This is a genomic window from Streptomyces sp. NBC_00433 (genome assembly GCA_036015235.1).
GTDB lineage: Bacteria > Actinomycetota > Actinomycetes > Streptomycetales > Streptomycetaceae > Actinacidiphila.
In genome coordinates, this window is sequence record CP107926.1 from 6,838,195 (window position 1) to 6,849,637 (window position 11,443).

General features: G+C 72.4%; 12 protein-coding genes. 7 read left to right on the forward strand and 5 right to left on the reverse strand.

Features of this window, described 5'->3' with window-relative positions:
* Positions 1–13: 13 nt before the first annotated feature.
* Positions 14–904, reverse strand: a complete 891-nt coding sequence (locus tag OG900_29175) for a LysR family transcriptional regulator (GenBank protein WUH93785.1) — start codon at positions 902–904, stop codon at positions 14–16.
* Between the two features lie 174 nt (positions 905–1,078).
* Between OG900_29175 and OG900_29180 the strand changes: the two genes are divergently transcribed.
* Positions 1,079–1,444 (forward strand): nuclear transport factor 2 family protein, encoded by a 366-nt coding sequence (locus OG900_29180; protein ID WUH93786.1) that lies wholly within the window; start codon positions 1,079–1,081, stop codon positions 1,442–1,444.
* Positions 1,445–1,511: 67 nt separating this feature from the next.
* On the forward strand, positions 1,512–2,429 hold the full coding sequence (locus OG900_29185) for a cobalamin-binding protein (GenBank protein WUH93787.1): 918 nt from the start codon (positions 1,512–1,514) through the stop codon (positions 2,427–2,429).
* 65 nt (positions 2,430–2,494) lie between these two features.
* Here the strand turns inward: OG900_29185 and OG900_29190 are convergent, their stop codons facing one another.
* Complete coding sequence (locus tag OG900_29190) at positions 2,495–3,697, reverse strand: cellulose binding domain-containing protein (protein ID WUH93788.1); 1,203 nt, start codon at positions 3,695–3,697, stop codon at positions 2,495–2,497.
* A 273-nt stretch (positions 3,698–3,970) separates the two neighbouring features.
* On the opposite strand from OG900_29190, the gene OG900_29195 reads away from it, so the two are divergent.
* Both OG900_29195 and OG900_29200 read left to right on the forward strand, forming a co-directional pair.
* Positions 3,971–5,224, forward strand: a complete 1,254-nt coding sequence (locus OG900_29195) for a SpoIIE family protein phosphatase (protein WUH93789.1) — start codon at positions 3,971–3,973, stop codon at positions 5,222–5,224.
* 395 nt (positions 5,225–5,619) lie between these two features.
* Positions 5,620–7,080, forward strand: coding sequence for a glycoside hydrolase family 16 protein (locus OG900_29200; protein WUH93790.1), 1,461 nt, complete (start codon positions 5,620–5,622; stop codon positions 7,078–7,080).
* A gap of 176 nt (positions 7,081–7,256) precedes the next feature.
* Here OG900_29200 and OG900_29205 read toward each other — a convergent pair whose 3' ends face one another.
* The gene (locus OG900_29205; protein ID WUH93791.1) at positions 7,257–8,222 is read right to left on the reverse strand and encodes a zinc-binding alcohol dehydrogenase family protein; all 966 of its coding nucleotides are present in this window, start codon (positions 8,220–8,222) and stop codon (positions 7,257–7,259) included.
* 101 nt (positions 8,223–8,323) lie between these two features.
* Here OG900_29205 and OG900_29210 point away from each other — a divergent pair, with 101 nt between their 5' ends.
* Positions 8,324–8,782, forward strand: a complete 459-nt coding sequence (locus OG900_29210) for a MarR family transcriptional regulator (GenBank protein ID WUH93792.1) — start codon at positions 8,324–8,326, stop codon at positions 8,780–8,782.
* Between the two features lie 34 nt (positions 8,783–8,816).
* On the opposite strand, the gene OG900_29215 is transcribed toward OG900_29210, so the two are convergent.
* Entirely contained in the window at positions 8,817–9,074 is a 258-nt protein-coding gene (locus tag OG900_29215) for a hypothetical protein (GenBank protein WUH93793.1), read from the reverse strand.
* 120 nt (positions 9,075–9,194) lie between these two features.
* On the opposite strand from OG900_29215, the gene OG900_29220 reads away from it, so the two are divergent.
* Positions 9,195–9,608, forward strand: a complete 414-nt coding sequence (locus tag OG900_29220; protein ID WUH93794.1) for a cytidine deaminase — start codon at positions 9,195–9,197, stop codon at positions 9,606–9,608.
* A 123-nt stretch (positions 9,609–9,731) separates the two neighbouring features.
* Positions 9,732–10,544 carry a class I SAM-dependent methyltransferase gene (locus tag OG900_29225; GenBank protein WUH93795.1) on the forward strand — a complete coding sequence of 271 codons (813 nt, stop codon included), beginning with the start codon at positions 9,732–9,734 and terminating at the stop codon, positions 10,542–10,544.
* Between the two features lie 84 nt (positions 10,545–10,628).
* Here OG900_29225 and OG900_29230 read toward each other — a convergent pair whose 3' ends face one another.
* Positions 10,629–11,372, reverse strand: coding sequence for an aminoglycoside phosphotransferase family protein (locus tag OG900_29230; GenBank protein ID WUH93796.1), 744 nt, complete (start codon positions 11,370–11,372; stop codon positions 10,629–10,631).
* Positions 11,373–11,443 lie beyond the last annotated feature (71 nt).

Genomic DNA, 11,443 nt, shown 5'->3' on the forward strand with positions numbered 1-11,443 from the left:
CGAACGACAGGCCTCAACTGCGGCCGGGTCCGGTGAAGGCCCGCCGGCAGTGGCCGAGCAGTTCGCGCACCGCGGGGCTGTGCGCGGTCCTCCAGACCAGGGCCAGCACGGCGGGTGCCTCGACGCCGTCGATGGTGCGGGCGGTGAGCAGGCCGCCGTAGCCCGCGGCCATCGACTCGCTGAGGACGGCGACGCCGAGTCCGCGGGCCGCGAGGTGGGCGATGGCGTCCGCCGCGCCGGCTTCCAGGGCGATCGCGGGGTGGAGGCCCTGTGCCGCGCAGGCGTGGTCGAACACCGTGCGCAGACCCGTGCCGGGGGGCATGCACACGATCGGGTGGGCGACGACGTCGCGCAGGGTGACCCGCGGCAGCCCGGCCAGGGGGTGCCCGGCGGGGACCGCCGCGACGAGCCGTTCGCTGATGATCGTCATCGCCTCAAGACCGGCGGGAGCGGCCGTCGCGGTCCCGACGAGGGCCAGGTCGAGAGTGCCGGCCCGTACCCCCTCGGCGAGCCGGTCGGAATTGTCCTCGGCCAGCGAGACGTCCACGCCGGGATGCGCCCGGTGGAATGCGGCGAGGGCGTCGAAAAGCGGTGTGACCGTGCAGCCGACGACCATCCCGACCGCCAGCCGTCCCCTGATCAGGCCGGTCACCTCGCTCACCGCCTGGCCGACCGCCCCGGCCGCTGCGAGCGCGGCGCGGGCGTGTTCGAGCGCCGCCTTCCCGGCCACCGTGAGGGTGGCGGTGCGGGCCGACCGGTCGAACAGCTCGGCGCCCAGCTCGCGTTCCAGCTGCCGGATCTGGGCGCTGACGCCGGACTGGCTGATGTGCACCCGCTCGGCCGCCCGCGTGAAACTCCGCTCTTCCGCGACCGCGACGAAATACTCCAGCTGCCTCAGGTCCATGACTGTGAATTCTAGTTCCCGGAAGGACCAGCTGTTGGACTTCTGATCATCGGGCGGCCACGCTGGGAAGGGACCGCAGCGCGACGGACCGCAGCGCGACGGATCCGAGCGCGACGGACCGGAGCACGACGGACCGGAGCACGACGGACCGCAGCACGACGTCAGGAGGAACCCATGCCGGGATACGAGAAGGCCATGCGGCCCGAGGACATCACCCGCTTGTTCGTCGAGCGGTCCAACGCCGGTGACGCGGCCGGGGTCGCCGCCCTCTACGAGGAGGACGCGGTGATGGCCTACCCGCCCGGCGGCCGGACGGTGGGCCGGGAGGCCATCCGGGCGCTCTGGGAGAAGGTGCTGGCCGACCGTCCCCGCTTCGCACCGGAGCAGCCGCTGCCGACGCTGATCAGCGGCGACATCGCCCTCACCTCGACCCCGCCGAAGGACGGGGCGGGCGCGCGGGCGCAGGTCGTCAGACGCCAGCCCGACGGAAGCTGGCTGCGCCTGCTCGACCAGCCCGAATTCGTCCCGCCCGCCGGCTGATCCCCGCGGCCCGTCCGGTGCGGACGGCCCGTCCCACGAGACCACCCGGCGGGTCTAACGTTCGGGCATGCGTATCGTTTCCCTGCTTCCCGCGGCTACGGACATCGTCGTCGAACTCGGTCTCGGTGAGCACCTCGTGGGGCGCACCCACGAGTGCGACTGGCCGCCCGAGGTGGTCGCGCCCGTTCCGGTGGTCACGGCTGCGGGCTTCGACCCCGACGCGCTGAGCAGCCGGGAGATATCCCAGGCGGTGGGCGGCGCCGCGCACCGCGGCTCGTCGCTCTACACGCTGGACGGCGACCTGCTGGCCGAGGCGGCGCCGGATGTGGTGCTGACGCAGGACCTGTGCCAGGTGTGCGCCGTCTCCTACGAGACGGTGGCGGACTCGGTGCGGGTGCTCGACGGCGCCGGTCCCCGCGTGATCAGCCTGGAGCCGAGGACGCTGCCCGACGTGCTGGCCTGCGTGGAGCAGGTCGGCGACGTCCTGGGGGTGCCCGAGGTCGCCATCCGGCGGGTGGCCGCGCTGCACCGGCGGCTCGCCGCCGTACGGGCCCAGGTGTCGGGCCGGCCGCGGCCGCGGGTGGCGGCGATCGAGTGGCTGGACCCGCTGTGGCCCGCCGGGCACTGGGTGCCCGAGCAGATCCGCTGCGCCGGCGGCGAGCCGCTGCTCGCCGAGCCGGGCGAGCACACCGGGTCGATGGACTGGGCGGCGCTGATCGAGGCGGCACCCGAGGTGATCGTGCTGATGCCCTGCGGCTTCCCGCCCGAGCGCACCCTGAAGGAGGTCGGCCTGCTGTCGGACCACCCGGCGTGGGCGGACCTGCCGGCCGTCCGCGACGGGCGGGTATGGGTCCTGGACGGCCCCGCCTACTTCAACCGCCCGGGACCCCGCGTCGTACGCGGCGCCGAGCTCCTGGCGTACGTCCTGCACGGGGTCCGGCCGCCCGAGCCCGTCACCGAGGCGGAGGCCTGCCGGCTGCCGTAGCGCGCACCGCGCCGCCCGCCTGGCAGGCGGGCGGCGCGGCGCGGTGGGGGGTGGCGCTTCGGGGGTCAGGAGCAGGCGGTGCCGTTCAGGGTGAAGCCGCTCGGGGCCGCGAAGGCTCCGCTGGACGTGCCCTGGAAGCCGAAGGACTGGGAGCCGCCGGCCGGGATCTGCGCGTTGTAGGACAGGTTCGTGGCCGTGACGGCGCCGGAGGACGGGCTCAGGGTGGCGTTCCAGACGCTGGTGACCGTCTGGCCCGACCGGAGGGTGAAGCCCAGCCGCCAGCCGTTGACCGCACTGGAGCCGGTGTTGGCGACCGTGACGTTCGCGGAGAAGCCGCCGCTCCAACTCTGCGGGGTGAAGGTCACCTTGCAGCCCGACGAGCCGGAGCCGCCGGTGGTGCCGCCGGTCGTGGACCCGCCCGTGGTCGTACCGCCGGTCGTGCTGCCGCCGGTGCTCGTACCGCCCGTGGTCGAGCCGCCGCCGATGTTCACCGTGGAGGAGAAGGACGTCACCGCCAGGCCCGCGCCGTTCTGCCAGGGCTCGAAACCGGCCTGCACGCTGGTGAGATACCAGGAGTTCTGCGCCAGCCCGCGGTTGATCGCCTCGTTGGCGAAGGCCTTGACGTCGAAGCTCCAGCTGCCGATCGCCGAGGGGGCGACGAAGGAGATGACGTCGTTGCCGCCGTTGTTGCCGGTCCACACGTCCCAACTGCGCCCGCCCACGCTGGCGGTGCCGACCTTGGAGCCGACCGGCTGGACCGAGCCGACGTGGTTGAACCACACCATGATCTCGGTCCTGTTGACGCCGTCCTTCTTGGCCGTCGGGTCGAGCCAGATGTCGTAGGCGGCGTCGAAGACCGCGTTGCCGACGTAGGTGTAGGAGATGCTGGTCGGAGCGCTGCCGATGGCGCTGAGCTGCGCCGGCAGGTTGGTGCCCGGCGAGCAGTTGGTGTAGTGGCAGCCGTTGTAGATCGACGGGTACGACTTGGGGGCCCCGTTGAGGGGGACGGAACCGTCGGCCTGGGTGACCTGGAAGCCGCTGCCGGTGACGTTGATGCACTGGGTCGCGCTGGTGCCCCAGCGGTTGTTCTGCACGACGTAGCGGCCCTGGATCGTGGTCGTGCCGTACTGCGTGCAGATCTGGGTGTCCGCGTGGGCGGCCGGTGCGGCGGTCAGGGTGATCAGGCCGCCCACGGCGAGGCCGAGGGCCGCCAGGGCCGCGACGGCGGCCTTGCGGGTGGATCGGAAAGCTTGCTGGAGAGACTTCATGCTGTCCCTTTCGGCAGGCACGGAGGTGGGGGGAGGTGCAAGCGTCGGCGGGAGCCTGTCCCATTCGGTTTCGACGAATTCGATTATGGGAGCGCTCCCACACCGCTCCGAGAACGGGACGATAGGGCGCCGCCGCGAGCGTGGCAAGAGTTACGTCCGTATCGGCTGTACGGACGAGTTGCGCGAGCGCCTGCGGAGGACCGCCGGGCGGGTGGGATTGACTGGCCGTCGCACGAGGACCTGTGGGCGGGCGAGTGGCAGCGAGGAGCCGGGGTGGCGGGACGTGACGGGGGAGCCGGGCTGGACTACGCGGCCCTCTTCGACGCGGTGCCCGCCGCCTGCGTGGTGCTCGACCGGGAGCTGGCGATCGTCGCCGCCAACGAAGCGTACGCCGAGGTCGCCGGGCGCCCCGCGGCCGAACTCACCGGGCGGTCCTTCTTCGACGCCTTCCCGCCCGACCCGGACGACCCGACGTCGGGCGGGGCCGAGGCCCAGCGCGAGGCTCTCGAAGCGGTGCTGGCCTCGGGGCGCGGCAACATGCTGCTCCTCCAGCGCTTCTCGATTCCCCGGGCCGGCGGGACGGGCGAGTTCGAGTCGCGCTGGTGGAATGTCGCGAACCGGCCGCTCGTCGGGGCCGACGGGCAGGTGGACCTGATCATCCACCGCGTGGAGGACGTCACCGCCTTCGTCAGGTCGGAGCACGCGGCCGCGGAACCCGAGCCCGACACGGAGCGTACGACAGCGCCGCATGCCGAACTCTTCAGCCGGGCCGAGCAGTTGGCGCAGGACCACTCCCGGCTGCAGAAGTCGACGGCCCGCAGCCACGACGTGGCCCTCGCGCTCCAGCAGGCCATGCTCGCCACCCCCGACCTGGACGCGCACCCCGAGATCGCGGTGCGCTACCGGCCGGCGCTGCGCGGCATGAACGCCTGCGGCGACTGGTACGACGTGGTGGACCTGCCCGAGGGGCGGCTCGGCCTGACCGTCGGCGACGTGGTGGGCCACGGGGTGAGCGCCGCCAGCGTCATGGGCATGCTGCGCAGCGCGCTCAGCGCCGCCATCCGGGTCGCCGACGGGCCCAGCGGCGCGCTGGAGGCGCTGGGGCTGTACTCGCGCTCGATGCAGGGCGCGACGGCCACCACGACCTTCGCCTGCCAGGTCTTCCCGGTCAGCCGGCTGCTGATGTACAGCAGCGCAGGCCACCCGCCGCCGGTGCTCATGCGCCCCGACGGGACCTACCAACTGCTCGACGGCGCCACCGACCCGCCGCTCGGCGTACGGCTCGAACACGTCCCCAGGCCGCAGGCCACCGCCGAATACCGGGCGGGCGACCTGCTGGTGCTGTACACCGACGGCCTGATCGAACGCCGCGGCGAGGACATCGACGCGGGCCTGGCCCGCCTGGTCGCCGTCACGTGCGAACTCCGCGGCCTGCCGCCCGAGGAACTGGCCGACGGCCTGCTGCGCGCCCTGGCCAACCCCGACGGCCAGCAGGACGACATCTCCTTGATGGTGACCCGGCTCTGACAATGTCCGACCCTGCCGGCGTTCGGTCAAGAGCGGTGACCGAATTGGTCTGGACCGGGATTCGGGTGCCGGCGGCCCTGCGGCCGCGCCGGCGGAAAACGGGCAGGTCGACGTGCGCCGTCAAGTCGATCTTGTTCAAGTCATTGACGAGTTCGCGTCACGCGCTGAGACTCCATCACGATCCTGTTGGGTGAGAGCGCTTCCAAGCCGCTGACTCGAAGGTTTCCTCGACGGAGGACGCTTGTCGTCGATTGAGGCGTGTAGGCGTGATCTGCACGGACCGCACATCCCGTTCACTTCCTGAACGGGCGGAATTTCCCGGGGTTTTCCGGGCGGTGCCCGTTTCGACCGCTTCGGCCAACCCCCCCACGTACGGGAGAAAGGTCGTCACGCCCATGAGCGACAACCCACGCCCCAGCGCCTCCCCGGGAGCCCGGCCCCGGAGCCGGCGCCTCCTCCCGACCGTGATCGGCGCGCTGCTCGTGCTGGTCGCCGGCGCCCTCGGGCTGTCCGTCACCGGCGGCTCGGCCGCGGCGGCGGTGCCCGGCCCGCCGGCCGGCTGGACCACGATCTTCAGCGACGACTTCAACGGCGCCTCGGGCAGCGGCCTCAACCGGGCCGACTGGCTCTACGACACCGGTACGGGCTACGGCTACCCGGGCGCCGCCACCATGTGGGGCACCGGCGAGATCGAGACGGCCACCGACTCGACGGCCAACGTCTACCAGGACGGTTCCGGCCACCTGGTGATCAAGCCGATCAAGGACGCGGCCGGGCACTGGACTTCGGGCCGCATCGAGACCCAGCGCACCGACTTCGCCGCTCCGGCCGGCGGGCAGTTGGAGATCAGCGCGTCACTCAAGCAGCCCGCACCGGCCCAAGGCCTCGGCTACTGGCCCGCCTTCTGGGCGATGGGCGCCGACGCCCGACCGGTCGGCGCGACCAACTGGCCGAGCATCGGCGAGCTGGACATCATGGAGGACGTCAACGCGCTGAGCCAGCACTCCACCACCTTCCACTGCGGGGCGTGGGCCGGCGAGTGCCACGACCCCGACGGCATCAGCAGCGGCCTGCAGGCCTGCGGCGGCTGCCAGTCGGGCTTCCACACCTACTCGGTGGTCATCGACCGCACCAACACCGCCGCCGAGCAGCTGCGCTTCTCCCTCGACGGCACGGTGACGTACACGGTCAACGAGAACCAGGTCTCCACCGCGACCTGGCAAGCCGCCGTCGACCACGGCTTCTTCGCCATCTTCGACGTGGCGATCGGCGGTTCGTACCCCGACAAGGTCTGCGGCTGCACCTCACCGTCGGCCGACATCAGCTCCGGCGCGGCCATGACGGTCGACTGGATCGCCGTCAACCGGACCAACGGCGGCAGCGGCACGGTCGGCGGTACGTCGACGGGTACGTCCACCGGCACGTCCACGGGGACGTCCACGGGGACGTCCACCGGCACCTCGACCGGCACCAGCACCGGTACGTCCACGGGGACGTCCACGGGGACGTCCACCGGCACCTCGACCGGCACCAGCACCGGGACGTCCACCGGTACGTCCACCGGCACCACCGGCGGCAGTACGACCGCACCCGACTACACCGCGAGTGCCGCGACCACCGGTTCCGGGCAGGTGCGGATCACCTTCGTACCGACGACCCCGGCGGCCTACGTCGACGTGCACTACCTCGTCAACGGCGCGGGCCAGCAGAACTTCCGCATGGCCAACGGCGGCGGCACCTGGACGCAGAACATCAGCGGCCTGTCGTCGGGCGCGGTCATCACGTACTGGTTCACCTACGAGAAGAGCGGCCCCCAGTACGACACCCCGCACTTCACGTACACCTACAGGGGTTAGGTCCCTGGGGCTAAGGGCTGCCCCGTAATCCGCGGTGGACCAGCGCGCGGCGTCAGATGCGGTACATCGCAAGGCGAAGGGTCGCCCTCATACCGGGTCGTATTCGGGCGAGCCCGACAACGCGGCGAGCTGCCGTAGCTGTCGTCGCGCGCCCGCCGGGGATTAAGGGACAGCCCTTAGCTGCCGGGCGTCAGGACGACGCGGTGACCGGGGGCGACGGGGCCGGCCCAGGCCTCCTCGACCTGTGACAGGGGTACGGGGACGGTGGCGACGGCCAGGTCGCCCGCGGTGATGTGCGCGGCCAGGGACGGGAGTTCGGCGAGGATACCCGCCGTGCTCACCGAGCCCTGGCCGCTGCCCATGATCCGCAGGTCGGCCGCGCGCAGGAAGGCGGACGGCAGGGTGATGTCCGCGCCCGCCGTCGAGCCGAGCTGGATCCAGGCCAGTTGCCTGGTGCGGTCGGAGCGGGCGGTGAGCACCGCGCGCATCGCCGCCTCGGTGACCGGCCCCCAGACGTAGTCGAGGACGACATCGGCGTCGGCGGCGGCGCGGCCGAGGCGGTCGGCGACGTCGTCGGGTCCGCCGCACAGGGAGACCGTCCGGTCGGCGCCCAAGTCGGCGAGCAGGGCGAGGCGTTCGGGGTCGCGGCCGGCGGCGACCACCTGGGCGGCGCCCAGCAGGCCGGCGATCCTGACGGCCAGCCGCCCCGCATTGCCGGTGGCGCCCAGGACCAGGACGCGGGCGCCCGGCACGAGGGTGACGCGGCGGCGCAGCGCGACCCAGGAGGACATGCCCGGGTTCATCCCGGCGGCCACCGCGACCGGGTCGGTCCCGGGCGGCAGCGCGATGGCGCGGCGGCGGTCGGCGACGGCCTGCTCGGCCATGGTGCCGGGGGCGGTGTCGGGGGCGACGAAGTAGAGCAGTTCGCCCTGCGCCGTACGGCCGACCGCGTCGATGCCGGGGACGAGGGGCAGGTCGCCGGTGGAGGTGTAGTGGGTGCCGCCGGCGCCCGAGCGGACCCGGGGGTGGAGCCCGGCGGCCAGCACGTCGACCAGGACCTCGTGCTCCCCGCGGGGCTGCGGGGTCGCGAAGCTGTCGTAGCGGGGCGGGGCGTCGAAGGAGTGGACGACGGCGGCGCGCATGGCGGTCTCCCGGTTTCTGGCCTGATGCGGGTATGGTTTGTGGCACGTACTACTTCGACGGTAGTTTGTGCCACGTACTAGGTCAAGTGGAGGCGGCGACCATGAGCACCCATCCGGAACCGGTGGCCGGTCCGGGGCCCCGCGGGGAGCTGGACACGGTCGACGCGCTCGTCCAGCTGTCCTTCCGCGTCCAGGGCGTCCTGGCCGCCGTCGCGGCCGCGCACGACGTCTCCCTCGTCCAGCTCCGCCTGTTCGGCATCCTGCGCGACCGCACGCCCGGCATGCTCGAACTCGCCGGCCACCTCGGCCTGGACAAGTCCTCCATGACCGGCCTGGTCGCCCGCGCGGAGAAGCGCGGACTGGTCCAGCGCCGCCCGTCACCGCACGACGGCCGCGCCGTCCTCGTCAGCCTCACCCCGGAGGGCCACCGCCTCACCGAGACCGGCACCGCCGAGATCGCCCGCCAACTGGCCGCGCTGTGTTCCGCGTTGAGCGAGGAGGAGGCCGCGCTCCTGCGCGCCCTCGCCACGAAGATCCTCTCGCCCCGGCCGGACGCGTAGCCGCGGGGGGCAGCGGCTCCCCGCCCCCGCACGCTCACCAGAGTCCGACGGGGTCCATCTCGGTCGCCCGGAGCAGGATGTGCCGGGTGGAGCCCATCCCGCACGTGTCGACGTCGCTGGAGAGCCCGGCCACGTCCAGCAGGAGGGACCGCATGCCGACGCCGGTGCCCCGCGCCTCCGCACACAGTTCGTGCAGGTCGACCATCATGTCCCGCGGGTCCTGGTTCCCGTCGTCGAGGGATATCTCCAGCAACCGCTGCCGGAAGCCCCGGGTCGTACGTTCGTAGGGCACCGCTACGTCATCCGGCGGAACAAGTACATCGCCGATATTGGCTTGCACACCATCGTCACCCGGGCCAACGTCGCCTGACACCTGACACCTGACACCTGACACCTGACGAAGGCGGAGAAGATGGCCACGCAGACCCACCCCGTCGACCACGAACTCATCCAGGCCGCGGCGCACGTCGCGCGTACTCGGTGCCGCGGTGACAACCACACCATGGCGGCCGCGGCCCGTGCCAGGGACGGCCGGATCGTCACGGCGGTGAACGCCTACCACTTCACGGGAGGCCCCTGCGCCGAACTCGTCCTCATCGGCACGGCAGCCGCCCAGGGTGCGTACGAGCTGGACACGATCGTCGCCGTGGGCGACCGCGACCGGGGGGTCGTTCCCCCGTGCGGCCGGTGCCGCCAGGTCCTTCTCGACTACTTCCCCGCCATCAGAGTCATCGTCGGCGCAGACGACCGCGTCCGAAGCGTCCTTGTCACCGACTTGCTGCCGGAAAGCTACGTCTGGGCCGACCACCAGCTCGACGCCGAGTAGACCGCGCCACTCAGCACGAGCCGGCACCGTTCGCCCTGCGTAGCACCGATCGGTACCCATGGGGCGCAGGATGATCGCGAAGCTCCCGGCGCCTGGCGGGGCGTGCGTGTCAGGATCGCCCGTATGACTTTCGCTCCCCAGAGTTCTGACGGGCGTTCAGGTGTCGCGCCGCCGCCCAAGCAGCCGTCGTGGATCCGTCCAGTTTCCGAGGGCTCCGGCGGGCCGGAAGAGCGGGCCGCCAACGACTACGACAGCTTTGCCGAGGCGTACTCGGCCGAGAACGAGTCCAGCCTCATCAACGCCTACTACGAGCGGCCCGCGATGCTGGACCTGGCAGGCGACGTGGCCGGCCGGCGGATCCTCGATGCCGGCTGCGGTGCCGGGCCCCTGTCCGCGGCGCTGCGCGATCGGGGCGCCGCCGTGACCGGCTTCGACTCAAGCGCCGGGATGCTGGAACTCGCCCGGCGGCGGCTCGGCGACGGTGCGGCCCTGCACCTCGCCGACCTGGGCGGCCCGCTGCCTTTCCCCGACGCCGCGTTCGACGACGTCGTCGCGTCCCTGGTCCTGCACTACCTGGAGGACTGGACGGCACCGCTGGCCGAACTGCGGCGCGTGCTGGCGCCCGGCGGCCGGCTGATCGTGTCCGTCGAGCACCCCGCCGTCGGCCTCGTGTCGCCCGCTCCCGGCGGCGACTACTTCGCGACCTGCAGTTACTCCGAGGAATGGACCCTCGGCGGGCATACCGCCCTGATGACCTTCTGGCGCCGGCCGCTGCACGCGATGACCGACGCCTTCACCGCGGCCGGCTTCCGTATCAACGTCATCAGCGAACCGCCGCCCTCACCGGACGCCCGCGAACTCTTCCCCGACGCCTTCGCGAAAAGGCCCTCGGGCGCCTTCGTCTGCTTCCTGTTCTTCGTCCTGCAGGCCGACTGATGCCGTATCAGGCCACGTTGGCCTTGGCGACGACGGCCTGCTCGATGTGCCGAAACGCACTCACGGCCGCGGGCGCGTACAGCCTCACATCCGGGACCGCAGGACATCGACCTCGCAGCCCGGCGTGAACGGGTCGAAGCCGTGCTCGGCCAGCCAGCGAACGTTCAGCAGGCTTCGCAGCGACCACCACGCGCGGACCACGTCGAGGTCGACGCCGGTGCCGTAGCCGGCGACGACGTCACCGAGGTGCTCCTCGTGTCCGAGGGTCAGGGTGGCGAGGTCGAACAGGGCGTCACCCGGGCCCGCTTCGGACCAGTCGATGATGCCGGTGACCTCGTCATCATCGACGAACACGTGCGTGATCTGCAGGTCGCCGTGCGTGAACAACGGGGTCCACGGGCGGAGCGCGGCCTCGGCGACCTGGCGGTTGCGGGTGACCAGGTCGGCGGGCAGGACGCCGTTCGCCACGAGCCGCCCGCACTCGACGTCGAGGTCCGCCGCCAACGCCTCGGGGCCCTTTCCCCGGGCGGGCCAGGGCGGCAAGGGCGCGTCGTGCAACCTCCGGACGGCGGCACCCGCCGCGGCCCACGCCGCCGGGGACGCGGTCGACGGCTCGCCGAGGCGGCCGAGCGCCGTCCCCGGGACCGCGGCGATCGCCAGCGCGGGCGGCTTGCGCCACAGGACCTCCGGCGTCGGGACCGGCGCCAGGGCCATCGCCGCGACCTCGACGTCGAGCCGCGCCTGATCGGCGTCCACCTTCAGGAACACGTCGCCGACGCGCAGGGTCGCGCGCTCGGAGTGGGCGACGACGACCTCGACCTCATCCATGGGGGACCACTATCCCGGGGACGCACGTCTACGTCGCCGCGTTTCTCGCGCGGCTGACCGCGTCCACTTCC

Excerpts from the sequence above, each read along its gene's own strand:
- OG900_29175 (WUH93785.1), bottom strand. The coding sequence starts at position 904 with ATGGACCTGAGGCAGCTGGAGTATTTCGTCGCGGTCGCGGAAGAGCGG.
- OG900_29180 (WUH93786.1), top strand. The coding sequence starts at position 1,079 with ATGCCGGGATACGAGAAGGCCATGCGGCCCGAGGACATCACCCGCTTG.
- OG900_29185 (WUH93787.1), top strand. The coding sequence starts at position 1,512 with ATGCGTATCGTTTCCCTGCTTCCCGCGGCTACGGACATCGTCGTCGAA.
- OG900_29190 (WUH93788.1), bottom strand. The coding sequence starts at position 3,697 with ATGAAGTCTCTCCAGCAAGCTTTCCGATCCACCCGCAAGGCCGCCGTC.
- OG900_29200 (WUH93790.1), top strand. The coding sequence starts at position 5,620 with ATGAGCGACAACCCACGCCCCAGCGCCTCCCCGGGAGCCCGGCCCCGG.
- OG900_29205 (WUH93791.1), bottom strand. The coding sequence starts at position 8,222 with ATGCGCGCCGCCGTCGTCCACTCCTTCGACGCCCCGCCCCGCTACGAC.
- OG900_29210 (WUH93792.1), top strand. The coding sequence starts at position 8,324 with ATGAGCACCCATCCGGAACCGGTGGCCGGTCCGGGGCCCCGCGGGGAG.
- OG900_29220 (WUH93794.1), top strand. The coding sequence starts at position 9,195 with ATGGCCACGCAGACCCACCCCGTCGACCACGAACTCATCCAGGCCGCG.
- OG900_29225 (WUH93795.1), top strand. The coding sequence starts at position 9,732 with ATGACTTTCGCTCCCCAGAGTTCTGACGGGCGTTCAGGTGTCGCGCCG.
- OG900_29230 (WUH93796.1), bottom strand. The coding sequence starts at position 11,372 with ATGGATGAGGTCGAGGTCGTCGTCGCCCACTCCGAGCGCGCGACCCTG.